At 58.5% G+C, this 22504-nt stretch carries 20 protein-coding genes; 6 read left to right on the forward strand and 14 right to left on the reverse strand.

Annotated features, from left to right (window positions below):
- The first annotated feature begins 115 nt into the window (after positions 1-115).
- Positions 116-2026: a flagellar hook protein FlgE gene (locus P0N66_RS11485; protein WP_275805529.1), complete on the forward strand. Its 1911-nt coding sequence runs from the start codon at positions 116-118 to the stop codon at positions 2024-2026.
- Positions 2027-2083: 57 nt separating this feature from the next.
- On the opposite strand, the gene P0N66_RS11490 is transcribed toward P0N66_RS11485, so the two are convergent.
- Positions 2084-3775, reverse strand: a complete 1692-nt coding sequence (locus P0N66_RS11490; RefSeq protein WP_275805531.1) for a glutamine--tRNA ligase/YqeY domain fusion protein — start codon at positions 3773-3775, stop codon at positions 2084-2086.
- Between the two features lie 2 nt (positions 3776-3777).
- Positions 3778-5265 carry a glutamate--tRNA ligase gene (gltX, locus tag P0N66_RS11495; protein ID WP_275805533.1) on the reverse strand — a complete coding sequence of 496 codons (1488 nt, stop codon included), beginning with the start codon at positions 5263-5265 and terminating at the stop codon, positions 3778-3780.
- Between the two features lie 428 nt (positions 5266-5693).
- Here gltX and P0N66_RS11500 point away from each other — a divergent pair, with 428 nt between their 5' ends.
- Positions 5694-6026, forward strand: a complete 333-nt coding sequence (locus P0N66_RS11500) for a hypothetical protein (protein WP_275805535.1) — start codon at positions 5694-5696, stop codon at positions 6024-6026.
- Between the two features lie 131 nt (positions 6027-6157).
- Here P0N66_RS11500 and era read toward each other — a convergent pair whose 3' ends face one another.
- Positions 6158-7090, reverse strand: a complete 933-nt coding sequence (gene era, locus P0N66_RS11505; protein ID WP_275805537.1) for a GTPase Era — start codon at positions 7088-7090, stop codon at positions 6158-6160.
- Between the two features lie 206 nt (positions 7091-7296).
- On the opposite strand from era, the gene P0N66_RS11510 reads away from it, so the two are divergent.
- Positions 7297-9345, forward strand: a complete 2049-nt coding sequence (locus P0N66_RS11510) for a ribonuclease catalytic domain-containing protein (protein ID WP_275805539.1) — start codon at positions 7297-7299, stop codon at positions 9343-9345.
- Between the two features lie 283 nt (positions 9346-9628).
- Here P0N66_RS11510 and P0N66_RS11515 read toward each other — a convergent pair whose 3' ends face one another.
- The 6 genes from P0N66_RS11515 to ychF all read right to left on the reverse strand — a co-directional run bounded on the left by P0N66_RS11515 (position 9629) and on the right by ychF (position 14651).
- Positions 9629-9829 (reverse strand): dual CXXC motif small (seleno)protein, encoded by a 201-nt coding sequence (locus tag P0N66_RS11515; protein ID WP_275805541.1) that lies wholly within the window; start codon positions 9827-9829, stop codon positions 9629-9631.
- A 1-nt stretch (position 9830) separates the two neighbouring features.
- Positions 9831-10385 (reverse strand): orotate phosphoribosyltransferase, encoded by a 555-nt coding sequence (pyrE, locus tag P0N66_RS11520; protein ID WP_275805543.1) that lies wholly within the window; start codon positions 10383-10385, stop codon positions 9831-9833.
- Between the two features lie 41 nt (positions 10386-10426).
- Positions 10427-11881: an HD-GYP domain-containing protein gene (locus P0N66_RS11525; RefSeq protein ID WP_275805545.1), complete on the reverse strand. Its 1455-nt coding sequence runs from the start codon at positions 11879-11881 to the stop codon at positions 10427-10429.
- Positions 11878-12261, reverse strand: a complete 384-nt coding sequence (locus P0N66_RS11530; RefSeq protein ID WP_275805547.1) for a response regulator — start codon at positions 12259-12261, stop codon at positions 11878-11880. Before P0N66_RS11530 ends, P0N66_RS11525 begins: the two co-directional genes overlap by 4 nt.
- A 209-nt stretch (positions 12262-12470) precedes the next feature.
- On the reverse strand, positions 12471-13352 hold the full coding sequence (locus P0N66_RS11535; protein WP_275805549.1) for a DUF4438 domain-containing protein: 882 nt from the start codon (positions 13350-13352) through the stop codon (positions 12471-12473).
- 204 nt (positions 13353-13556) lie between these two features.
- Positions 13557-14651, reverse strand: coding sequence for a redox-regulated ATPase YchF (ychF, locus tag P0N66_RS11540; protein WP_275805551.1), 1095 nt, complete (start codon positions 14649-14651; stop codon positions 13557-13559).
- A 234-nt stretch (positions 14652-14885) separates the two neighbouring features.
- On the opposite strand from ychF, the gene P0N66_RS11545 reads away from it, so the two are divergent.
- Positions 14886-15341 (forward strand): DUF721 domain-containing protein, encoded by a 456-nt coding sequence (locus P0N66_RS11545; RefSeq protein WP_275805553.1) that lies wholly within the window; start codon positions 14886-14888, stop codon positions 15339-15341.
- Here the strand turns inward: P0N66_RS11545 and P0N66_RS11550 are convergent.
- The 5 genes from P0N66_RS11550 to prmA all read right to left on the reverse strand — a co-directional run bounded on the left by P0N66_RS11550 (position 15330) and on the right by prmA (position 21328).
- Complete coding sequence (locus tag P0N66_RS11550) at positions 15330-16808, reverse strand: methyl-accepting chemotaxis protein (protein ID WP_275805555.1); 1479 nt, start codon at positions 16806-16808, stop codon at positions 15330-15332. The two genes, P0N66_RS11545 and P0N66_RS11550, sit on opposite strands and share 12 nt — an antisense overlap.
- 135 nt (positions 16809-16943) lie before the next feature.
- Complete coding sequence (locus P0N66_RS11555) at positions 16944-17861, reverse strand: hydrogenase small subunit (protein WP_275805557.1); 918 nt, start codon at positions 17859-17861, stop codon at positions 16944-16946.
- A gap of 16 nt (positions 17862-17877) precedes the next feature.
- On the reverse strand, positions 17878-19389 hold the full coding sequence (locus P0N66_RS11560; protein ID WP_275805559.1) for a nickel-dependent hydrogenase large subunit: 1512 nt from the start codon (positions 19387-19389) through the stop codon (positions 17878-17880).
- A 296-nt stretch (positions 19390-19685) separates the two neighbouring features.
- Positions 19686-20411 (reverse strand): 16S rRNA (uracil(1498)-N(3))-methyltransferase, encoded by a 726-nt coding sequence (locus P0N66_RS11565; protein ID WP_275805561.1) that lies wholly within the window; start codon positions 20409-20411, stop codon positions 19686-19688.
- Positions 20408-21328: a 50S ribosomal protein L11 methyltransferase gene (gene prmA / locus P0N66_RS11570; protein ID WP_275805563.1), complete on the reverse strand. Its 921-nt coding sequence runs from the start codon at positions 21326-21328 to the stop codon at positions 20408-20410. The genes P0N66_RS11565 and prmA overlap by 4 nt, the downstream gene beginning before the upstream one ends.
- Between prmA and P0N66_RS11575 the strand changes: the two genes are divergently transcribed.
- Together P0N66_RS11575 and larB are read left to right on the forward strand one after the other, a co-directional pair.
- Positions 21327-21527: a hypothetical protein gene (locus tag P0N66_RS11575; RefSeq protein ID WP_275805565.1), complete on the forward strand. Its 201-nt coding sequence runs from the start codon at positions 21327-21329 to the stop codon at positions 21525-21527. The genes prmA and P0N66_RS11575 overlap by 2 nt on opposite strands.
- Positions 21528-21536: 9 nt before the next feature.
- Positions 21537-22292, forward strand: coding sequence for a nickel pincer cofactor biosynthesis protein LarB (larB, locus tag P0N66_RS11580; protein WP_275805567.1), 756 nt, complete (start codon positions 21537-21539; stop codon positions 22290-22292).
- The last annotated feature ends 212 nt before the right edge of the window (positions 22293-22504 follow it).

Here is a 22504-nt window from a genome sequence, read left to right on the forward strand (position 1 = left end):
AACCTCGGGCGGCAATATTTTCCCCGGCGGGGCTTTGTTTTGTTGGCACGTTATTTGCTGTAAAGCCTGGGCGAGAAGATTTTTAACTGATATCCGTCCCGGCAGGAGGGAAAATATGTCGCTGCACAACATGATGTTCAACGGAATGAGCGGAATCAACAGCATGGCCGGCAACATGGCGGTGCTGGGCGATAACATCGCCAATGTCAACACGGTTTCATACAAGAACGCCCAGACCACTTTCCAGAATGTGCTCACCTCATCCCAGCAGCATTTTGATGAAGTGGGCAACGGTTCCCAACTGCAGGCGATCAGTAAAAATTTCCGCCCCGGTCCCCTGGAGGAAACCACCAAAGCCACCGATATGGCCATTGCCGGAAAAGGCTTTTTTATGGTTAACGATGACGCGGGGGAAGTGCTTTACACCAGAGACGGTCAGTTTGATCTCCGGTTGGAAGATTATACCCCGGCGGGTTTTTATAACCTGGTAACTCCGGCCGGTTACCGGGTGCAGGGAGTTAACCTGGAAGATGGCGCTGGCAATGGGCAGTTGGGGGATGTTTTAGTGCGGCGGGAATCCCTGCCGCAGGCCACCGATAATGTAACCATGGCCTTGAACCTGCAAAGCAGCGGGACTGGTGTTGCCGACAGTACTCCTCTTTACGATTCCTGGAATGGTGCCGCCTCCACGCCCATGACCGCCGGAGCTTATGATTACCAAACCACCATGCAGGCCTACGATGACCAAGGGCAGAGCTTCAATTTGAATATCTTTTTTGACCAGACGGAAAACCCCCATGAACGGGAGTTTCTTGTCACCCATGATCCTGCCCTGGATCGTCGGCTGCTCCCTGACGGCAGCCGGTACAACAGTGGCCCGGAGCCGGAAAAAGGGGCCGGCGCCCTGCTTTATGGCAAACTGATCTTCAACACCACCGGTGAACTGCTTGATATCCAGACCTGGGAAGTGCCGCCGGACGGCAACCTGGAGCTGTGGCAGCAGGCCAACGGTGAAAACGGTGAAGAAAACGGTAATGGTGAGCTGGTTCCCAGTGAATACTGGCAGCAGCCAGATTCCGGCAGCGGTCTTTACTCCTTTGACTACAATATCAGCGGCATTGGTGACAACCTGAGTTCCACCATCGATTTCGGCACCACTTTGTCCCTGCAGGTGGCGACCAGCAGTGGGGTGCTCAAGGCGGGTGGTTCCGGTGCTGCCGCCCCCAACGTGCACGTCTTGAGTTCCTGGGATCAAGTCTATGATAGCAACGGGAAACGGGTGCAGGAAGGCGATACTTTGATTTTTCAGGGGTACAACCACCAGGGGGAGGAGGTGACCTCAAACTACGTGGTTGATTACGATCAGCGGGTGGAAGATTTGATGCTGCAGCTTGAGCAGGACTTCAACGCCACGGCCCTGCTCAGGAACGGTCGCCTGGAGCTGCATGCCAATGAACCGGGCGAAAGTCAACTGGCGGTGACGGCCGTCAATTACCTGGATGCCACCGGCAACAGTCCGGCGGACAATCCTGATCTGGCGCAGCCGTTTGGTGAAGAGGGGGCCGGTTTTGCCCTGGCGATGGGCGAAGATCTTATGCTGTCGCCGATTCGCACCACCAATTACGCCACCGCTTCGACCACCATTTTCCAGGACCAGAACGGTCATGGCTCGGGGGTGCTGCAGACCATTGCCATTAAGCCCGACGGGACCATTGTCGGCAACTACTCCAACGGTCAGAGTCACGATCAGGCCCAGGTAATGCTGGCCGACTTTGCCAATTACCACGGGTTGATCCCTGGCAGCCACAACACCTATCGCTCCTCTGCCGAGTCCGGCGATCCGGTGATTGGTACCCCAGGCAACGGTTCTTTTGGTCAGGTGCTGGGCAATTCACTGGAGGGCTCCAACGTCGACTTGGGCCGCCAGTTTGTTGATTTGACCATGACCCAGCGGATATTCCAGGCCAACTCCAAGTCCATCACCACCGCCGACGAGATCCACCAGACCCTGATGCGTCTTAAATAGCAAATCGGGGCACTGCTGCCCATTTGCTGCCCGCTTGTTGCCCCTTGCCGCTTGTCTCTATTTTCTGCTGATCTTTTCCCAGGTGTCGCGAAGGGTGGCGGTGCGGTTGAAGACCGGGTGGTCGGGGGTAGAATCCTTGGGGTCCGGGCAGAAGTAGCCCTGGCGTTCGAACTGATATGGATGGCCGGGCTGGGCATCGCGCAGGTTGGGCTCCAGGCGACAGTTTTTCAGGACCACCAAGGAGTCGGGGTTGACGAAATCCTTGAAGTCAGCCCCGTCGGCGGCAGCCTTTTCCGGGCTTTCGGCGCTGAACAGCCGGTCGTAGAGCCTGATTTCCGCCGTTATGGCCCGGTCGGCCGCCACCCAGTGGATGGTGCCTTTGACCTTGCGGCCGTCGGGGGCATTACCCCCCAGGGTGGCCGGGTCGTAGGTGCATCTTAACTCCACCACCTCGCCGGCCTCATTTTTTAACACTTCCTCGCATTTAATGAAGTAAGCGTAACGAAGCCGGACTTCGCGGCCCGGGGCAAGGCGGAAGAATTTTTTTACCGGCTCTTCCATGAAGTCGTTACGTTCAATGTAAATTTCCCGGCCAAACGGCAGGGGACGGGTGCCCATATCCGGTTTTTGCGGGTGGTTCTGGCCGGTCAGCTCTTCGCTTTGCCCGGCCGGGTAGTTGGTGATTACCACTTTTAAAGGCTCCAGTACCCCCATCACCCGGGGGGCGGTTTCGTTGAGTTCTTCCCGCACGCAGTGTTCCAGCAGACCCATGTCCACCAGGCTCTCTTTTTTGGCCAGGCCGATGCGTTCGCAGAAGTTGCGGATTGCCGCCGGCGGATAGCCCCGACGGCGAATGCCGGACAGGGTGGGCATGCGGGGGTCGTCCCAGCCCTGTACATAACCTTCGTTGACCAGTTGCAAAAGTTTGCGTTTGCTGACCACGGTATAGGCCAGATTGAGGCGGGCGAATTCGATCTGCCGGGGGCGGCAGGGCACCGGCAGATTGTCGACAATCCAGTCGTACAGGGGCCGGTGGTCGGCGAATTCCAGGGTACACAGGGAATGGGTCACCCCTTCCAGGGCGTCGGAGAGGGGATGGGTGAAGTCGTACATGGGATAGATGCACCACTGCTCACCGGTGCGGTGATGGGCCCGGTGCATGATGCGGTACAGCACTGGATCCCGCAGGTTGAGGTTGCCCGAGGCCATGTCGATTTTGGCCCGCAGCACTTTGGCGCCGTTGGGGAACTCTCCGGCTCGCATGCGGCGGAACAGATCGAGGCTTTCTTCGCTGGGGCGCTCCCGGTGAGGGCTGTTGGTGCCCGGTTCGGTTAGGGTGCCACGGCTGGACCGGATCTCCTCGGCGCTCAGCTCGCAGACGTAGGCCTTGCCGTTTTTAATCAGGTGTTCGGCGTATTCGTAGAGCTGTTCGAAATAATCCGAGGCATAATAAAGATGCTCCTGCCAGTCGAACCCCAGCCAGCGGACATCCTCTTTAATGGCCTCGACGTATTCGGTTTCTTCCTTGCTGGGGTTGGTGTCGTCGAAGCGCAGGTGGCAGCGGGCCGGGGTGAGCTCGCGAGCCAGGCCGAAGTTGAGGCAGATGGACTTGGCGTGCCCGATATGCAGGTAACCATTGGGCTCCGGCGGAAAGCGGGTGACCACCTCGGTGTGCTTGCCGGCGGCCAGGTCTTCGGTGATGATGGCCCGGATAAAGTCGGCGGGTACGAATTTGGCGTGATCGCTCATTTTTAACTCTCCACGACAAAATATTTTGCCGTCTCCCGCAGGCGGCAGATCACCTTGTCCCGTTCCAGGTGGGCAAAGACTTCGAACATGCTGGGGCCCTTGATCTGCCCGGTGATAACCGCTCGGGCACCGTTGATCGGCACGCCGGGTTTGACCCCATGGGCCTCGGCCAGCTCCCGGGCCACCCGCTCGGCCTCTTCCGGAGTGATCTCCGGCAGGGCCGCCAGCCGGTCGGCCAGTTCCGGCAGCCATTCTTTCAGTGGCGGATGTTTCAGCAGATTTTTCTGCAAGGCCTTGTCATCCACCGTGAAATCATCGGCAAACCAGGCCCGGCCCAAGGTGGTGAAGTCTTTCAGGGTATGAAAGCGCTCCCGGATCATCACCAGGGTTTTTTCAAACCACTCCTTCTTGTCTCCGTCGTAAGCCGGATCCCAGATTTTTTCCTGCTCCAGAAAAGGTTTGACCAGGGTTGCCAGCTCACTGACCGGTATGGTCCGCAGGTAATGGGCGTTGATGTTGATGGCCTTGGGGTCGGTGAAAAATTTGGGGTCATCCTTGCGGTAGTTGAAAATGGAGTTGGCCCTGCTGATCCCCTCCAGGGAAAAGGCCTCAATCAGCTCTTCTTGGGAAAAAATCTCCCGGTCATCGCCGGGCGACCAGCCCAGCAGCACCAGAAAGTTGACCAGGGCCCAGGAAATAAAACCCTGTTCCCGGTAAAAATGCACCGCCACCACCTCGCCGTGGCTGCGTTTGGAGATTTTGGCCTTGTTCAGGTCCAGGGTCAGCGGCATGTGGGCAAACACCGGCGGCTGGGCTCCCAGGGCCCGGTAGAGCAGGATCTGGCGCGGGGTGTTGGCCAATCCATCCTGGCCGCGGATGACGTGACTGATTCGGTCACGGATGTCATCCACCACGTTGCACAACAGGTACAGAGGCTGGCCATTGGAGCGGACGATGACGAAATCTTCAATATCCTGGTAACTGCGCTCAATGCCGCCACACACGGCATCCTTGAAAGCCACGGCACCGGCCTCGCGGGGTACTTTGAAGCGAATGACGAAGGGGGCGCTGGCGGCTTCTCTGGCGGCCACCTCATCGGGGCTTAAATCCCGGCAGGCTCCGTTATAGCGGTAGTCGGCCTTGGCCTTGACCGCTGCCTCCCGTCGGGCTTCCAGCTCTTCTTTGCTGCAGAAACATTTGTAGGCCTGGCCGGTGGCCAGCAGTCTGACCGCCGCCGCGTTATGCTCTTCAGCATGGTCGGTCTGAAAATAGGGGCCTTCGTCCCAATCAAGCCCCAGCCACTCCATGCCGTCAATGATGCCGCGGATGGATTCTTCGGTGGAGCGCTCGGCGTCGGTGTCTTCAATGCGCAGCACCATTTTGCCGCCGTGTTTTTTGGCAAACAGCCAGTTGTAAATGGCGGTTCTGGCGCCACCGATGTGCAGATACCCGGTGGGGCTGGGGGGAAAACGAACGCGAACCTCACTCATGCCACAGATCTCCTGAATATTTTTTTGTGTTCATGCAATAACCAGCCACAAGATGATGGACGGCAACGCAAAAAACAAGAGTTGCAACGTGATCCCGGTCGGTGCCGGGGGTGTCAGTGGCAGCGACAAATTTGATCGCCGGACAATAAATCTTGTGATACTCGAAGTAAAGGCACCAAGCCTTGCAGCGTGGCAAAATAATGTGCGCAGGTTATAGCGTTTTTTGTCGCAATGTTCAATGAATGACTGCGGCCCTGGCGGATTTGTTTTTTTAAAGCGGACGGCGATTTCGGTTATTTGCAATTGTGACTTACTTGTTGTATGATCATAAGAAAAGGTGAATAGCGTCAATGCCCGCCGGTCAGTACAGGTGGTGCCAGGTGGCGGCGAGTTTCCGCTGCGGCGGGACGAAAATAAGGAGGTGCGCCATGATCCTTGACGTTAACAGTGGCATAAATCAAGGCCAGATGCGGCCGGAACGGCCGGATGTCAGCCCGGTGCCCGATAATACCAACCGGGCCCAGCCCGAGCGCAACGAGGCCGGCCGGACCAGTGAGATGACCCCCGGGGTGGTGGCCGAGTTTTCCGCCTCCGCCATGGAATTGGCGCGGACGGTCACCGATCCCGAGCAGCCCGCCGACACCACCCGTGGTGATGACAACATGGAGCGGGAAAACCGCGGCGTAGCCCAGGCCAACCGGGAAGAGCAGGCCCGTGAGGTCCGGGAACCGCAGCGCCGGACCATCGACGTTATGGTGTAGTTTAGTGCGGGTGGCCCCGCAGTCTGCAGTGCTTTTATCACCGGCGGCATACCTGCAGTGTATGGCCGCCGGTTTTTTTTGTCTGCCCGCCTTTCTTCCCGGCTTATCATTTCCCCAGCCGTGAATTTGTTTCAGTCTTCCTGGATTCCCAACTCCCGCAGTACCCTCAGGTTACCGGTCCAGTTTTTCTGGACTTTCACCCAGAGCTTCAGCAGCACTTTGGTGCCCAGCATGGCCTCGATCTCCCGCCGGGCCGATTGACCGATCTGTTTCAGCATTTGTCCCCGGTTGCCAATGATAATTCCCTTCTGGGAATTTTTCTCCACCAGGATAGTGGCGTCGATGGTGGTCAGCGGGGTGCCCCCCCCCGGTTCTTCCCGGAAGCGGTCGATCATTACGGCGGTGGAGTAGGGCAGTTCATCCCGGGTGAGCAGCATGATTTTTTCCCGGATAATCTCGCTGCAGATAAAACGTTCGCTGGCGTCGGTGGGGATGTCTTCGGGGAACAGCCGTGGTCCCTGGGGCAGCAGCTTGCTTAATTCATCAAGCAGGGTCTCCTGACCATCCCCGTCCAGGGCGGAGAGGGGAATGATGGCGGCAAAGGGATAAACCTCCTGCCAGGCGGCGATGATGGGCAGCAGCTTTGCCTTGTCCACCCGGTCAATCTTGTTGCAGAGCAGCAGGGTGGGGAGGTTGGCGCGGGCCAGCAGCCGGCCGGCCTGCTGCCGCTGCTCCGGGCGGCTGTCTGCTTCCGGGGAGCTGACGTCGATCATGTAGGCCACCGCATCTACTTCGTTTAAGGTATTGCGGGCGATCTTGACCATTTCACTGTTGAGGCGGCTGCGAGCCTGGTGCAGGCCGGGGGTGTCCAGGAAGACGATCTGGCGCTCCGGCTGGTTGAAGACCCCCAGTACCCGGTTGCGGGTGGTTTGCGGCTTGGGTGAGACGATGGATATCTTCTGGCCCAGCAGGTTGTTGAGCAGGGTGGATTTACCGGCGTTGGGGGGGCCGACCAGGGCGACAAAGCCGCAGGTGATTTTTTCCGGTGATGAATCGGCAGTCATAAATTTGTTCCTTTAACGATTGTTGACCTTAACTTTCCAATCTACCCGCTTTGCTGTTTTTTGTCCCCCTTCTTTGCTGGACGGTTCGGAGGATGGTCAAAATTGGCCGTGTTGGACGCCGAGCTGTTTTAAGTGACAAGTCCACTGATTCCTGTTAGAGGGAAAGGCTTGTTTTTGTCCCCGTTAACCCGATCATCGGATGGTTTATGGTTTATCCTGGAAATATCGTTGAGTATGTCGAGCAAGGTAAATTTATCTGCGGCGTGGTGGTGGAAGTGGCCGCCAACCGTTTGCGTGTTTTCAATCAGAATGGTCGTGAACTGAACCTGCCCCGGGCCCGGGTGGTGCACTGTTCCGGGTACCCGTTGCCCGCCGGCCTGTCCCGGGATGAGCAGCGCCATCGGTTACAGGAGGTTGACCGGCAGCGGCGGGAGTTGACCGACCAAATCGAAATCGAAACGGTCTGGGAGTTGGCGGCGGCCGAGGCGGATCAGTTTTTCACCCCCCTTTTCCTGGCCCAACTCAACTTCGGCGGCGAGGCCGATGATGACCAGGTGGCGGCCTTCCTGCGGGCGGTGTTTATCGACCGGCTTTATTTTAAATACAAGGATGGCCAGGTGATGGCCCATCCAGCCGAAGTGGTGGAGCAATTGCGGGCCCGCCTGGAGCGGGATCGACAGCGGGAAGCCCTGCTGGCCGACGGTGCCCGCCGCCTGCAGGCTCTGTTTGCCGCCGACGTGAGCCAGGTTGAGCCGCCGGCCGCCATCCGTGGCGATGGTGAAACGGTGGCCACCGATGAAGTTGCCTGGCCGGAACGCCAGCGTTGTCTTGATCTGTTGCAGGACTACTACCTGCTGGCCAATGACGCCGAAGAAAGCGAACTGGCCCGGGAGCTGCTCAAGCGTTCGGGCCTGACCCGGCCCCACGATATTTATCATCTGCTGGTGGCGGTCGGCATCTGGCAGGCCGATGAAAATATCCCCCTGTTGCGGGCCGGGGTGCCGGTGTTTTTCAGCGAGGAAGAAATGGCGGCGGCGGAAGCTTGCCGTGAGCCTGACACCGACACCCTGCTGGCCCAGGGACGCCACGATCTGCGCCATTTGCCGGTGCTGACCATCGACGGCAAATCCACCCGTGATCTCGATGACGCTCTGCACCTGGAACGCCAGGGGGAAAACTTCGTGGTGGGCATCCATATCGCCGACGTGGCCCATTACGTCAAACCCGGCTCACTGCTGTTCAAAACGTCGATGGAGCGAGTTACCTCGCTTTATTTTCCCGAAGGCCAGGTGCCCATGTTGCCGCCCCGGCTGTCGGAAGATCTGTGCAGCCTGGTGGCCGGCCGGGATCGTCCGGCCATGAGTTTTATGGTCACCCTGACCCCGGATGGTGACATTGTCTCTTCCCGGATTGTAGCCAGCGTGGTTCGGGTGGCCCGCCGGCTGAACTACGAAGAGGTGGATGAACTGCTGCCCAGCGATGGTGACCTGCAGGATCTGCTGGCTTTAAGCCGGGCCCTGCGCCGCCGCCGTATTGAGGCCGGCGCTTTGTTGCTGCCCATCCCCGATGTCAATATACGCCTGGATGATGCCGGCAACCCCGAGGTCAGTTTGGAAGATGTGGATATTCCGGCCCGCCTGCTGGTCTCGGAGATGATGGTGCTGGCCAACATGTTGGCGGCGGAGTACGTGGCTCAGCAGCAGGTACCCGGCCTGTTCCGCAGTCAGGATGACCCGCATCAGCGGCTGGTGCATGGATACGAGGAGGATATCTTCACCATTTGGCGTCAGCGCAAACAACTAAAGCCCGGCCAGCTGCTGACCCGGCCGGAACGCCACAGCGGGGTTGGGGCGGCCAGTTACACCACCATCACCTCACCCATTCGGCGCCTGCTGGATCTGGCCATGCAGCATCAGGTGCATGGGCTGGTTGCCCGGCAGGGAGCGGTTTTTGCTGAACCGGACATGCTGGATCTGGTGGCCGCCATCAACACCACCCAGGGACGGCTGAATCAGGTCAAGCGAGAGCGCCAGCGTTACTGGCTACTGAAATACTTGCAAGGCAAAGTCGGTCAGCGGGTGGATGTTCTGGTGGTGGCTCGGGGTCCAAGGCGGGTAACGGTGGTACTAACCGACTGTCTGCTGGAAGGCGATCTCCCTCCCGGTCGGGGACTGAGCATCGAGGCGGGAGACGTGATTGCGGTCAAGATCGCCAAAGCCGATCCCCTGGACGGTATCCTGCGCCTGGAATGGTAAGTAAACGGACAGCAGCACCGCATCTTGCGACGATCGACCCGGCTTGCGTACTGATGTACGCGGCGCCGGTTCGCTTGCCGCAACCGGCGGCACTGCTGTCCGTTTACTTGTGGTAACGGGCTGATTTAATAAGAAAAAAGGCGTAGACGGCAGAGGCAGGGCTGGCAACAAACAAAAAACGCGGCGCAGTGCCGTCGCAAGCGGCAAGCAGCCCGGCGCCGCGTACATCAGGTACGCAAAGCTGGGCTGATCGCCGCTTGCGGCGGTGCTGCGCCGCGTTTTTTTAGTCGTAGATGATGCTGTTCCAGCGCTCCAGAATTGCCTCGGTCTGCGCATCGAGGCGGTGGGCCACTTCGTGGATCTGAAACTGCCGATGGCATTGCCCGCATTCCATGCGCACCCGGCCGCAGGAGCGCATGATGGTCAGCTGGCCGTCGTCGCACTGGGGGCAGATCATGGTGGTGGTGGTACCGGAGGTAAACATCTCAGTCCTGCAGCAGGGTTTGGCGGGTGAAGATAGCCTGCAGCTGGTGGCCCTTGTCGGCCAGGGCCTCGGCGCCGCCTTCCTCGCGATCGACAATGGTGGCCACCAGGCCGACTTTGTAGCCTTGTGCTTCCACCCGGTCGATGACTTTCAGCAGGGTGCCGCCGGTGGTGACCACGTCTTCCACCAGGGCCACCACCGCTCCTGGCGGCAGGTTGCTTTCTCCTTCCAGGTAGGCCTCGGTACCGTGCTGTTTGGATTCCTTGCGGACAATGAAGGCCGGAATTGGCGCCTTATCAAGCCAGCTCACCAGGGAAACCGCAGTGACAATGGGGTCGGCACCCAGGGTCATGCCGCCCACCGCCTGGATCTTTTCCGGGTTTTTGCTGATCATCTCAAATAGCAGCTTGCCGCAAAGATATCCCCCTTCGGCGTCCAAGGTGGTCTGCTTGCCGTCGATGTAGAAATCCGATTCCTTTCCCGATGATAATTTAAAAGTGCCCTGACGGTATGATTTTTCTCGGATAATCTGCTGCAGGCGCTGACGATCATTCATGCTGGTCCGTCCTTGAAATAGCTGGGTTTAATGTGCAACCGTTAGGTTATACTGCTGCTGCCGGTTGGCGGCGTTGTCACAAATTCGGTCAGTTCCTTTAAAAACTGGTTGAGGTTCTGCAGGGCATCGAATTTGAGGGTGGCGCTGACCTCGCCGAATTCGCTGCCCGGCATCTTGTCTTGTATGGCCTGGAGCAGGGCCAGCACCACATTGCGGTCAAACTGTTTGTCCACATCGCTGCAGAGAATCTTGAGGGCGGTCTCCACCGGCATGGCGTCGCGGTAGGGCCGTTTGGAGGTCAGGGCGTCGAAGACATCGGCTACCGCGATGATTCGGCCGAACAGTGAGATCTCCGGCCCGCTCAGGCCCATGGGGTAACCGGTGCCGTCCAGGCGTTCATGGTGCTGAATGGCACCCTGGATAATGTTGTTGGCCAAATGGATGGGCTGCAGGATTTTATCGGTGAAAACCGGATGCTGTTGAATATGGTAAAATTCTTCGCTGGTAAGCTTGCCCGGCTTGCCTAAAATTGATTCGGAAATCCCGATCTTGCCCAGGTCGTGCATGTAAGCCGCGATTTCCAGGTCGCTGAGCTCTTTGCTTGGCAGGGCAAGCTGTTGCCCAATAGTCACGGCATATTTGGCCACTCGGAAAGAGTGGCCGTGGGTGTATTCGTCCTTGGCGTCGATGGCGGCGGCCAACGCCTTGACCGTGTTGAGGTAGAGATCCTGCAGACTGTCGTAAAGGCGCAGGGTTTCAAAAGTGGGGGAAATGATGTTTTCGATTATACCGACAAACTTCTTCTCGTATGCGGTGAACGGTCGTTGGTCGGCGGGCCGGAGGAAAAACATCTGGCCACTGATGCGCCCGTCTTTTTCCCTGATGGGTAGGTAGAGCATGGACTTGCCGTTGGCCAGGGAGCAGATGATGGGCTGTTCAATATTCCGAGGCTTGCGCAGACAGTCGCATTCCTGCAGTTGTCTCTCTTCCGCCAGGGTGATGTTGAGCCGCACTTCCACTTCATCATCCCATCGGCCCCGGGTATGGATCAGGGCCTGGTCGGCGTTGATGGCCGTTGAGATTTCCTGCAGAATAATCTGGTAACACTCCTCCAGATCCTCAACCCCGATGATTTTTCGGGCCACCTTGCTGAGGAAGTTGAGTTGGCTGGAAAGAGCCAGCATTTCCTCGGAGGTTTCACGTAACTCCTCTTCCCGTGCCAGTTGGCTGTTGATGGCGGCCAGGCAGTAAGAGATGTGTGGTTCGCTGGCGGTCAGGGCCGCCTGGTCGGCGGCAGTGCAGGTTAAACCGCCGATGTTTTGCGGGTAATTAAAAGTGTAAGAACGGGTGGCCTGGCCGCCTGGCAGGCCTTGGGAGAGCACGGTTTGGCCATGGCTGTCCTGAACTGTTACTGCCAGGTTGAGTACGTCGCTGAGATATTGCAATGACAGGTTAAGAAACTCCGTGTCAAAAAGGTGGTCAAAAATGGAACTCATGGGGTCGCCGCATCGGGATTGAGAATTTTGTTGATGGCTGTCCCCAGTTCTTCCTTGCAGATGGGTTTGTTGAGAAAGCCGTTGCCGCCAACCTCTTGCGCCTCGCGAATGTTTTCCTCACTGCCCAGGGAAGTAAAGAAGATCACCGGAATCGCGGTGGTTCGGTGGTCGGCTTTGAGCCGGCGGGTGGCTTCAATGCCGTCCAGTACCGGCATTTCAATGTCCATGATGATCATATCCGGGTCGGCGGCCAGGGCGGTTTCTACACCAACCTGGCCATTTTCCGCCGCGATCGCCCGGTGCCCCAACTGCTGCACCAGCTGGCTGACAATACGCCTGATCATGGCGGAATCGTCTACAATCAAGATGGTTTTGCTCATGAAAACCGCAGCTCCCTGCTCATGATGATAAAACTCGACGCCCCGGGACCAAGGGGTAAACCTCAAAAGGAGAGGCGGATGCGAGGAGGGCAGCCACCAAGACACCGGCTGCCACGATGATCTCGGCTTTCTGCCTTATCGGCCGTGCAGTATAACCTTAAAGCGGGCTGCAGGCAAAAAAAACTTGCCCTTTTGGCAGGGACGGTGGCTTAAAGTTTTGGCAGGTAATGGGCCAAGTTGGCTTTATCATCGATTACCGGCTCAATTTCACCGCCCCCGGCGGCCATGACCACCATCACCCCGGGGCCATGACCGGCCAGTACGCAATCGGAATGGACGATGATGCCGATGACCACGCCGCCGCTGCGGTAGATGCGACCATAAGAGGCATCGGCGTCGATAATGGCCACCAGGTCCCCCAGGCGCAGATCCTTTAATTGATATTTTTCCACCGTGGGGCGGTCAAAGAGCTGGATATCATAATCGCCACTGTTGCTGTGGGGGGAACCGATGCCTGAACCCATGATCGCCGCCGGTACGCGATGGGTCACAGGTACCAGAAGCTTGCCGTTTTTCCCCTTTTTTAGGGGCAGTTTGGCCAGCAGGTCAGGGTCGAGGTTAATGATTTTTATACCCGGAAAGTCAATCAGCCGCAGTCCGCAACCAAAAGCCTTGATCTGAATTTTATCGCCGATTACCAGTTTTTCCAGCACCTCGGGCGGGAAATCAAGCAAGACATGTTCAATCCCCCCGTGTTTGCCGGTAACCCGGCCTTTTTCGCCCTTGGCCTCGCCGCTTACCACCGTGGCCGGGTTACCGGCGCAGGAGTACAGGTTGAGGGCCCGGTTGGGGCCGGGCTGGCCCTGAAACTGGGTGAAGTTGCTGATGGAAACCCCGGGTTCGACATGGTCGGCAAACAGCCCGCAGGCCCGGTCGCCGATGCGCAGATTATAAGTAATACCCCCGACTCCAGGGTAGATGTCGGAGTGGCCTTCAGGGTTGATCCGGTAGGGGTTGATGCCGCCCAGCGGTGAGGTGATCTCGCCGATCACTGACTGACACACCAGTTGCTCCCGGTTGGTTTTCAGCATGGTTTGCTCCCGGTCATGGTTATTGTTTTTGGGGTTTAAAAAGGCGGGGCTAACAGCCCGTTGAAAAACGGGCTGTTAGCGGCCCATGGATGGGCCGCCGAATTAATTGGCACTGAAAGTGGCAATTAATTCGTGAGGTTGGCCAAAGCCATCTTTGGCCAACCGTTAGATAAAAAAGCCAGGGATGGCTTTTTTATCAGACTGCTAAACGTTGAAGCGGAAATTCATGCAATCACCGTCCAGGACCACGTAATCCTTGCCCTCCAGGCGCAGCAGGCCCTTTTCCCGGGCTTTGGCCTCACTGCCGCAAGCGATCAGATCTTCACAGGAAATCACTTCGGCCCGGATGAACCCCCGTTCAAAGTCGGTATGGATTACCCCGGCGGCCTGGGGGGCTTTCCTGCCCTGCGGAATGGTCCAGGCCCGGGTTTCCTTTTCGCCCACCGTGAAGTAGGTGATCAGCCCCAGCAGTTCATAGCCGTTGCGGATCAGGCGGTGCAGGCCCGGTTCGCTCTGGCCCAGATCATCCAGGAAGTCCCGGCGCTCGGACTCTTCCAGGTGGCTCAGCTCTTCTTCGATGGACCCGGAGATCATCACCACCGAGGCCCGTTCCGTGGCCGCCGCCTGTTTTAACTCTTCCACCCAGGGATTGCCGCGGTTGATTTCCGCTTCCGAGACGTTGGCCACATAGAGTACCGGCTTGGCGCTGAGCAAAAACAGCTCTTTCATCAGCTCCCGGCCGGTATCGTCAAGCTCCATGGTGCGGGCCGGCTGTCCCTGGTCCAGGTGTTTTTCCAAAGCCTGCAGAAAGGCCTGTTGCTCCTTGGCTCCCTTAAGCCCGGACTTGATCTGGGTCGCACTTTTATCAAGACGCTTGCGTACTGTTTCCAAATCGGCGAGAATCAGTTCCGTGTTGATTACCTCACGGTCCCGCAGGGGATCAATGGAGCCGCCGACGTGGACAATGTTGTCGTCGGTAAAACAGCGGATTACGTGGGCGATGGCATCCACTTGGCGGATATGTCCTAAAAACTGGTTGCCCAGGCCCTCGCCTTTACTGGCGCCGCTGACCAGGCCGGCGATGTCGACGAACTCCATCTTGGCGTTGACTTTATTTCGGGTCTTGACCATGGCGGCCAGCCGGTCCAGCCGCTCATCGGGGACCGGCACCATGCCCACGTTTGGTTCGATGGTGCAGAAAGGGTAGTTGGCCGATTCGATCCCTGCCGCGGTGAGGGCGTTAAAAATGGTGGACTTGCCCACATTGGGCAGGCCGACGATGCCGCAACGAAATCCCATGATATTATTTCCTTAACTTGGTTAGAATGATCTTTTAACAAAACCCCCTCTTAATAATGGGTTCTGTCCCAATGGGCAAGGTAAACGTGCCGTGGGATAAACTTGGTTTATAGTAAAACCAATCCAATAAATGACTTCGCAAGAAGTCATTGTCGTGCCCATGAATTTTTGGCGGATGCATCAACAGGGAGAGGATGAGTGAGGGAAAGCAGTAAGATAGGCCGTGTGGGAGAGATGCTGACAGGTTTGGCGGGGAACCGTAACTGGCGGTCCCGTCTGGCCCAGCACCAGGTTTTTTTGTTCTGGGCCCAGGTGGTGGGGGAGGAAACCGCCGCCGTATGCCGGCCGGAGGTGATCCGGGATTCGGTGCTGTGGGTGCGGGTGGCGGACCCGGTTTGGGGGCAGCAATTACAGTATGAAAAAAACGCCATCATGGAGGCGGTTAATCGCCGTTTGCCCGGTGAGCGCCAACTGACCGGCTTGCGTTTTCGGTTTGATCCGGCGTTGGCCCATGAGCTGGATCGGGAGCAGCAGGCCCAACCCCAGCCGCCGCCGTCGCCCAGGGCGATTGATCCAGACCGGGAGGCCAGATTCAAGGAAATCATCGCCGGGATCGAAGACTCCCAGGCCCGGGCCAACCTGTTGCGGCTTTGGCGGCACTCGGAAAAGGGCGGTAGGTCAGGACAATAACTTCTGTTTTTCTTTTCCTTCCTCCTTCCTTTTTGCCGACAAGGCCGCCCGGTTGCCGGATTTTTGCCCCTGGATAAGAGTGATCAGGGTTGCCACACAATGGTTGAGCTGTTCGGCCTGCTCCTCCATGCTGCCGGCCAGCTGTGACTGTTGCTCGGCTTCGGCGGCGTTGTCCTGGGTTGACTCGTCCAGTTCCTGGATGGCTTTGGAAATCTGGCGAATACCTTGGGATTGCTCTTTCGAGGCGGTGGCGATTTCCTCCAGAATAGCGGCGGTTTTTTGGGCCCGGTCGGCGGCGTTTTTAAACGATTCGTCGGTGTTGCCCACCAGTCGCGAACCCCGCTCAATCCGGTCGTTGGTGGTGGCCAGCAGAGCCGTGGTCTGGCGGGCCGCCTCCGCCGCCCGCATGGCCAGGTTGCGCACCTCGTCCGCCACCACCGCAAAACCCGCCCCGGCCTCGCCTGCCCTGGCTGCCTCCACCGCCGCGTTCAAGGCCAGCAGGTTGGTCTGAAAAGCAATTTCATCAATGGTTTGGATGATCTTGCTGGTTTCTTCGTTGGCGCTGGTGATCTCCCGCATGGCCTCGGTCAGTTGCCCCATGGCCTCATTTGCTTCGGTCATTACCTGATTGGCTTCAGTCATCAGGCTGTTGGCGGAATCAGCACTGTCGGCGTTTTTGTTGGTCATGGAGGCCAGTTCCTCAATGGAGGCGCTGGTCTGCTCCAGGGCCGCCGCCTGCTGGGAGGCCCGGTCGGCCACGGCCTGGCCCGATTCGGCGGATTGGTGGGCGCTGTGGGAAACCTCGCCGGTACTCTCCTGCAGATCTTCGATCACCGCATTGACCGGCCGGCTGACCAGGCGGTTCATGACCAGGCCGATGGAGGCGCTTACCAGGGCCAGCAGGGTAACGCAGCCAAAGACCAGAAACAGGGTCAGGTTGCGCAGGGTGTCATTCAGCCGACTGAGGTCGTAACTCAGGGCCAGAGTGCCGCCGGACTCACCTTCCCGCCAGTCAGTATGGCAGCGAATGCAGTCCGGCACCACCGGTTGTGGGCCGTAGAGCCGCAGGTAATCTCCCCGGTGCTCTTCCACCATTTTCATGTTATCCAGTTCTTGCCTGGTGGCTGGCGCCAGTTCCCGCTCCGCCCGGTTGCCGTCGGTGGAAGAGAGATTGAGCCGGCCAGCCGGGTCGTAGAGGGAGGCGTCGATGATGCCGGTAATCTCATTCTGACGATAGAGCAGCTCCAGGAATGTCTTCATCTGTCCTCGTTCCAGGGAACCCTTGACCCCTTCCTCGAAAGAATCAAAAAGGGTGTAAACCGAGTTCAGGTAATTGGTTGAAAGCCGCTGCTTGACGAAAGTATGTAGAAAGATGGTCCCGCCGATCAGGGCGATGGCCAGAACGATCAGTACGGCGGTCATGACGCGGGCGATGACGGAGCGTTGGTGGGTGGCGTTGCCTGGCATGAATGGTTCTCCGTGAACTGCAACTTTGGTCAGCGCCGCTCAAAACTGCGGCGCTGACGGGGCGCATTTGCTGATTCCTTGTTTTCGTTTTACCGCCCAAAATCTTTGGCGGGTTTTTGCGAGGCCATCATTAGGTTAGCGGTTACGACCTTTCCCCTCGGACAGTCGGTAGAAGGGCAGATCTTTTTTGCGGGCAAAATTGGGGGAGGCGCAGCCGATGCAGGGAGCGTTGGTGTCCACGCACCAGGTGCGACCGCCGTTCCACCAGCGGGTGGGGCAATCAGCGAAGGTTATGGGGCCCAGACAGCCAAGTCTGAACAGACAACCGCGATCACCCAGCTTTTCGGCAAATATTTCCTCCTGGAAATCATAATAGCGGGGGCATAGTTCGTGCAGCCGCCGCTCAAAAAATACCCGCGGTGAACCGTTGATCATGCTGGGGTTGCCGGCTAAAGCCAGATGGGTGATGGTGTGCCAGACCCAGTCCGGGTGTATCGGACAGCCTCGGATATTGATCACCGGCTGGGTGAGGTTGCGTTTACGGTAGAATTCCGCCAGGCCGATGGCGCCGGTGGGGTTGCCTTCTGCGGCGGGAATGCCGCCGTCGCAGGCGCAGGAGCCGATGGCCACCGCGCCGCTCATGGTGTGGGCGGCCCGCTCCAGGTAATCGGCAAAAGGTTTATGGTCGATGATACAGGCCTCTGGCATGTTTTCCGGAATCGCCCCCTCGATGGCCAGCACGTAGTCGCCGGCTTCGCCGTCGATGAAAGAGTTGATCAGTTCCATGGCCTGGGCCCCGGAAGTGGCGGAAAGGTCGGTGTGAAAAACCAGTTGGGAGTAGTCGGTGATCATGCTCACCGGGGAAGGCGATTCGGCCTGGAGCAGGGAAATGGAGCAGCCGGTGCAGGAAAGCCCCTGCAGATAAAGCAGTTTGGGTACGTTGCGTGGGTCGATTTCATTCAGGGCCGCTTTAGCCGGTTGGCTCAAGCCCTTGGTGCCGAAGGCGGCGGCCAGGGCGGCGGCAAGCTTGATAAATTTTCGGCGGTCAAACATGTGTTTTTCTCCTTCCTCAATGTACCGCACAGGCCAGGCAGGGATCGAAAGAGCGGACGATGCGCTTGGACTCGATCTGCTCCTCCGGATTGTTGACTCTGGTGCCGATCAGGGCGGATTCCATGGCCCCGGGCTGACCCTGGTCGTCACGGGGCGAGGCGTTCCAGGTGGTGGGAACCACGCATTCATATTTGGCGATTTTGTAATTTTCAATCCGGATGTAATGCAGCAGGGCGCCCCGGGAAGCCTCGGTGGCGCCGAAACCCTCCGCCGAGGCAGGTGGATCGATGGCGGCCATGGTGGGTTGGCCAGGCGCCAGACGTTGACTTTCGGCCAGGAGAAAATCGGCCAGCACCGCCGCCAGAATAGCCCGGCTCAGGTGCCGGCCCAGTACCGAATTGAGTTGGGCGGGGCGGATGCCGGCCTGGCTGGCGAAACGATCCACCAGTTCCTTGACGGTCGGGTTGTGCCCTTGGGTGTAATCCACCAGCACCCGGGCTGCCGGCCCCACTTCCAGCATTTTGCCGGCATAACGGGGGGCCATGATCCATGAATAGGCGTCGCGTTTGTTGGGCTGGGGGGTGATGGCGGCGTCGCGGACCTGCAGGTTGGTGGGGGAGGAGTATTTGGCGTTGTTGACATCCTGGCGAATCTGGTTGAAATCCACCGCTGTTACTTCGCCGTTGAACAGTACCCCCGGTGCCAGCAGGCGCCGGCTGTCGGGCTCGGGGCCCAAAGGCATATGGCCGTAAGAGAGGAAACCGCCCTGACTGCGGCCGATATCCCAGTATTCGGGAAATGCTCCGGCTACTGCCAGGACATCGGGAATATATTTGTGATGAATGAAGTCGCGCACCTCGCGGATCAGTGACTGGTATGGAACAATCAGGTCGATACGGGCCTCCTGGGTGCAGCCGCCGGGGAAGATCGACGTGGCGTGGGGGAACTTGCCGCCGAAGATGGCCGCCGCCTGGTTGGCCTTTTGTTCCATCCGCATGGCTTCCAGGTAATTTTTTATGGCCCCCAGGTTGGCATCCCGATTGTTGAGGTATTTGCCGGAAAGCCGGGGTAAAAAGGGCGCCGCCGGGTAGCGCTTGCCGGAATCAACCTCGGCCTTTACCCAGTCGCGGACTTTGCTCAGTTCCGGATCTTTGCCGGTGTATTCCAGCACTGCGGTGATATCGACATAATCCAGGGCGCAAAGTTGATAGAAGTGCAACAGGTAATCGTACAGATGGTTGGCGCCCTGGATCAGATTGTGCAGAATACGGCCGTTGGGGGGGACGTTCAGCCGATAGGCGTTTTCCTGGGCGGTGGAAGAGGCAATGGCGTGGGCGTAAGGGCAGACTCCACAGATGCGTTGGGTGATCTGCTGAGAGTCCAGGGGGTCGCGGCCACGGAGAAAAATCTCAAACCCCCGGAACATCTCGCCTTCACAGCGGGCGTCGATTACTACCCCGTTTTCCACTGTGGTTTTTACGTTCAGGTGGCCTTCGATCCGGGTGATGGGGCCGATATCAACATTCATCCACAGTTCTCCCCAATGTTTTAGGATGGTGGCGCTCTTCTTGTGGTTAGTCAGCGCGCGTTGCAGGAAGGAGATTACTCAAAATACAAACAGCAGAACGGTACAGGGAACCCTCCTCTGGATTTAAGCGTAACGAGCCGGCGATTACGTGCACAGCAGGCAACTGGCGGTACGGAAAACATAACTACTACTTGTTTTGCATAATTGTCAATATCAATTAATGGGAGTTGGTGGTGAAGCTAGTTTTTTTATGAAAAAAAATTGTTAGCCGGGTGGACTGGCAGGTTTTGAGGGGGTCAGTTTAGATCGCTGAAAATATATTGCAGCAGGGCGATGATTACGATGGCCGCAGTTTCCGCCCGCAGAATGCGGCGCCCCAGGCCGACGGGCAAAAAACCGGCCTGCCGGGCGCTGGCGATTTCATCCCGGTTGAAACCGCCTTCAGGTCCGATTAAAACCATGATTGAGTCCGGCGGACTGAATTGCTTCACAATGCTGCTTAACGGGGGGGCATCCGGTTCTTCCCAGCAGATCAGGCGCAGGTCGACATCGGCCGCTGTGGCCAGCAGTTCATGGAAGGTTTGCGCCGGGTGACAAGCCGGGGGCCAGGGTTGGTTGCACTGTTTGCAGGATTCGTGGATTATTCGCTGCCAGCGCTCCAGTTTGTCGGTGCCGGGAGGCGGGGTTTTGGTGTGCTGCGAGGTATAGGGCCGCAGGGAGCGCACCCCGAGTTCAGTGCATTTTTGTACCACCAGGTCCATTTTTTTGCCCTTGAGCATGGCCTGTCCCAGGTGGATGGCCAGGTTCTCCGGCGGGGTGTTGATGGCTTTCAGCAGATCCAGTCTGGCCAGGCCCGGGTCGATATGGGCGATCCTGGCCTGGTAAACCGTGCCCCGGCCATCAAAAAGTTCCACCTGGTCCCCGGCGGTCAGGCGCAGCACCTGTAGGTGGTGGGCGTCACCGCCCGTCAGGGTGGCTTGCTGCCCCTCGACGGCCTTGGGGTCAATAAAAAAACGTCTCATGACTGAGCTTCGACTACTTTCTGGCATAGTAAAGCGGCCCACTCCCCCTGGTGGGGTTGCTGGCGGATGGTCAGACCAAGCTCTTGAAACCTGTGGCTGATTTCGGCCTCCTGCGCTCCGGCCAGAATGCCGGCCAGGATCAGGTGACCGCCGGCCTTTAGCAGGCGCACCAGGTCAGGGGCCATGTCCAGCAGCACGTCGGCGGTGATGTTGGCCAATATGGTCTGAAAAGGTTCGGTCAAATCCTTGAGGGGGGTCAGGCTGGCCTTAATAACCCCGTCCAACTGGTTTTTTTCACTGTTAAAACGGGTAGCCTCAACCGCCAGCGGGTCGTTGTCGATGGCGATAACTTTTTCCGCCCCCCACAGGGCCGCAGCCATGGCCAGAATACCGGTGCCACAGCCGGCATCCAGAACGGTGGCCGGTGGTTTGGGGTCGGCAAATACCAGCTTGAGCAGGTGCAGGGCCAGTCGGGTGCTGGCGTGATGGCCGGTGCCAAAGGCCTGTCCGGGATCCATTTCGATTACCTGTTCTCCGGGGGCGGGGGCATAGGTTTCCCAGGTGGGCTTGATGATCAGACCGGGGGTAACGGCCAGCGGGGTAAATTCTTTTTTCCAGGCAGCATTCCAGTCTTGTTCGGTGATGACCTCGCTTTGGGGCGGGGGAATCTCGATCGCCGGATCCTGGTGGCGCAGATATTCAAGGTAATCGTTGATGGCCTGCAGGCAATCGTTGAGGCTGTCGTCCTGTTCCAGGTAGACACTGATCTCCTCCCATGGGGAGTCCTGATCAAAACCGGTGAAGCCATGTTCCACGCCGCCGGCGCTGCAGGAGGCCAGCAGGGCGGACACGTTGTCGGCCTGTTCAGCCGGGCACTGGACGGTAAGCTTGAGCCAGGTACGGGGGGAGCTGGTCATGGTGCTGGGCCTGGTGGTCGAATTGATCTGTGTGGTCACCCGTGCCACTAAGCGGCGCGCGGGTAATCGCCGGGGTGTTGCTGCCGACTTCAGCTTTCTGGTGAATGTACCGGAAGCGGTTGCGGAAGACAACCGAAACCACCTCGCGGCCACGTCGGGATGGCGCTTGTGCTTTACGAATCAGGGTATTTGTTGTTAAAGTAGGAACATGAAAAAAGAAGATCTCGCGCAACTGCTGGCCGAGGTTGCGGCCGGTCGCTGTCCGGTGGAGCAGGCCATGGATACACTCCGGCACTGGCCCGGGGAAATGCTGGGTTGCGCCCACCTTGATCACCAGCGGCGCCTGCGTACCGGGATTCCGGAAGTTGTTTTCGGTGAGGGCAAGAGTGCCGAACAGGTGGCGCAAATCATGCGCAGGATGCTGGCCCGGCAGGAAACAGTGCTGGCCACCAGGGTTGATGTCGCCAAGGCGGCGGCGGTGATCGATCTGGTGCCTGAACTGACATACCACCCGGCGGCCAGAATGCTGACCGCTAACCTGCCGGAACTAAGCGATCGGGATCGCCGGGGCACCATTCTGGTGATTTCCGCCGGCACCTCTGATGAGCCGGTGGCCGAAGAAGCCGTTATCACAGCCACTGCTTTGGGCAATCCGGTGGCCCGGCTGTATGATGCTGGAGTGGCGGGTATTCATCGGCTGCTGGGTCAGCGTCAGGCCATGGATGATGCTTCGGTCCTGATTGTGGTGGCCGGCATGGAAGGGGCATTGCCCAGCGTGGTTGGCGGCCTGGTGAGCAAGCCGGTGATTGCCGTGCCCACCAGTGTCGGGTATGGGGTTGGTCTTGGCGGGATTGCCGCCCTGCTGGGGATGCTCAACAGTTGTGCCCCGGGAGTGACGGTGGTCAATATCGACAATGGTTTCGGTGCTGCCTGTGCGGCTCACGCTATTAATGGTAGGGTGTGAACCCCGATGGGGGGGGGTTGCTAAAAAAATGCTAAAAGGCGTTGACAAGCGAAGAGAGGGCGGCTATCTTGCCGGCCTTTCCGGGTCACCCGGGAGAGGCCGGCTGGCAGGCGCCGGCGGCCGAAAAGTTTTGCCACCGATCACAAAAAACGATTGACACGGCAAGCAAGACTGAGTATAAAACGAACTTCTCCGGCGGGTCACCCGCCGGT

Source organism: Desulfurivibrio dismutans (assembly GCF_029210385.1).
In the GTDB taxonomy this organism is placed as follows: Bacteria; Desulfobacterota; Desulfobulbia; order Desulfobulbales; family Desulfurivibrionaceae; genus Desulfurivibrio; species Desulfurivibrio dismutans.

Excerpts from the sequence above, each read along its gene's own strand:
- P0N66_RS11485 (WP_275805529.1), top strand. The coding sequence starts at position 116 with ATGTCGCTGCACAACATGATGTTCAACGGAATGAGCGGAATCAACAGC.
- P0N66_RS11490 (WP_275805531.1), bottom strand. The coding sequence starts at position 3,775 with ATGAGCGATCACGCCAAATTCGTACCCGCCGACTTTATCCGGGCCATC.
- gltX (WP_275805533.1), bottom strand. The coding sequence starts at position 5,265 with ATGAGTGAGGTTCGCGTTCGTTTTCCCCCCAGCCCCACCGGGTATCTG.
- P0N66_RS11500 (WP_275805535.1), top strand. The coding sequence starts at position 5,694 with ATGATCCTTGACGTTAACAGTGGCATAAATCAAGGCCAGATGCGGCCG.
- era (WP_275805537.1), bottom strand. The coding sequence starts at position 7,090 with ATGACTGCCGATTCATCACCGGAAAAAATCACCTGCGGCTTTGTCGCC.
- P0N66_RS11510 (WP_275805539.1), top strand. The coding sequence starts at position 7,297 with ATGGTTTATCCTGGAAATATCGTTGAGTATGTCGAGCAAGGTAAATTT.
- P0N66_RS11515 (WP_275805541.1), bottom strand. The coding sequence starts at position 9,829 with ATGTTTACCTCCGGTACCACCACCACCATGATCTGCCCCCAGTGCGAC.
- pyrE (WP_275805543.1), bottom strand. The coding sequence starts at position 10,385 with ATGAATGATCGTCAGCGCCTGCAGCAGATTATCCGAGAAAAATCATAC.
- P0N66_RS11525 (WP_275805545.1), bottom strand. The coding sequence starts at position 11,881 with ATGAGTTCCATTTTTGACCACCTTTTTGACACGGAGTTTCTTAACCTG.
- P0N66_RS11530 (WP_275805547.1), bottom strand. The coding sequence starts at position 12,261 with ATGAGCAAAACCATCTTGATTGTAGACGATTCCGCCATGATCAGGCGT.
- P0N66_RS11535 (WP_275805549.1), bottom strand. The coding sequence starts at position 13,352 with ATGCTGAAAACCAACCGGGAGCAACTGGTGTGTCAGTCAGTGATCGGC.
- ychF (WP_275805551.1), bottom strand. The coding sequence starts at position 14,651 with ATGGGATTTCGTTGCGGCATCGTCGGCCTGCCCAATGTGGGCAAGTCC.
- P0N66_RS11545 (WP_275805553.1), top strand. The coding sequence starts at position 14,886 with ATGCTGACAGGTTTGGCGGGGAACCGTAACTGGCGGTCCCGTCTGGCC.
- P0N66_RS11550 (WP_275805555.1), bottom strand. The coding sequence starts at position 16,808 with ATGCCAGGCAACGCCACCCACCAACGCTCCGTCATCGCCCGCGTCATG.
- P0N66_RS11555 (WP_275805557.1), bottom strand. The coding sequence starts at position 17,861 with ATGTTTGACCGCCGAAAATTTATCAAGCTTGCCGCCGCCCTGGCCGCC.
- P0N66_RS11560 (WP_275805559.1), bottom strand. The coding sequence starts at position 19,389 with ATGAATGTTGATATCGGCCCCATCACCCGGATCGAAGGCCACCTGAAC.
- P0N66_RS11565 (WP_275805561.1), bottom strand. The coding sequence starts at position 20,411 with ATGAGACGTTTTTTTATTGACCCCAAGGCCGTCGAGGGGCAGCAAGCC.
- P0N66_RS11575 (WP_275805565.1), top strand. The coding sequence starts at position 21,327 with ATGGTGCTGGGCCTGGTGGTCGAATTGATCTGTGTGGTCACCCGTGCC.
- prmA (WP_275805563.1), bottom strand. The coding sequence starts at position 21,328 with ATGACCAGCTCCCCCCGTACCTGGCTCAAGCTTACCGTCCAGTGCCCG.
- larB (WP_275805567.1), top strand. The coding sequence starts at position 21,537 with ATGAAAAAAGAAGATCTCGCGCAACTGCTGGCCGAGGTTGCGGCCGGT.